The organism is Psychrobacter sp. TB55-MNA-CIBAN-0194, from assembly GCF_040309505.1.
In the GTDB taxonomy this organism is placed as follows: domain Bacteria; phylum Pseudomonadota; class Gammaproteobacteria; order Pseudomonadales; family Moraxellaceae; genus Psychrobacter; species Psychrobacter fozii.
The window spans coordinates 1-239 of the sequence record NZ_JBEOOW010000744.1; the positions used below are offsets into that span (position 1 = coordinate 1).

Below are 239 nucleotides of genomic sequence, written 5' to 3' on the forward strand. Positions count from 1 at the left end.
ATGAAATAGACAGGCTGGTATCGGTGATCACCGATATGAACGGCCAAATTGCTCGCGCCACAGAGCAGCAAACATCAGCCGCAGACGAGGTGAATTTAAGAATTAACGATTTATCACAATCTACTGAGCAATCATTGGGTAACACCAAAGATTTAACTCGCGCTAGCGACAAACTCAAACAAAGCAGTGTTGAGTTATCAAGCGTGGTATCGCGCTTTAAGCTTAGTTAACCTTAACTC

1 protein-coding gene is annotated in these 239 nt (G+C 43.5%); it reads left to right on the forward strand.

Features of this window, described 5'->3' with window-relative positions:
• Positions 1-230, forward strand: a 230-nt coding sequence (locus AAEY75_RS16950; RefSeq protein ID WP_352260339.1) for a hypothetical protein, incomplete at its 5' end; no start/stop codon positions are given.
• Positions 231-239: the final 9 nt, after the last annotated feature.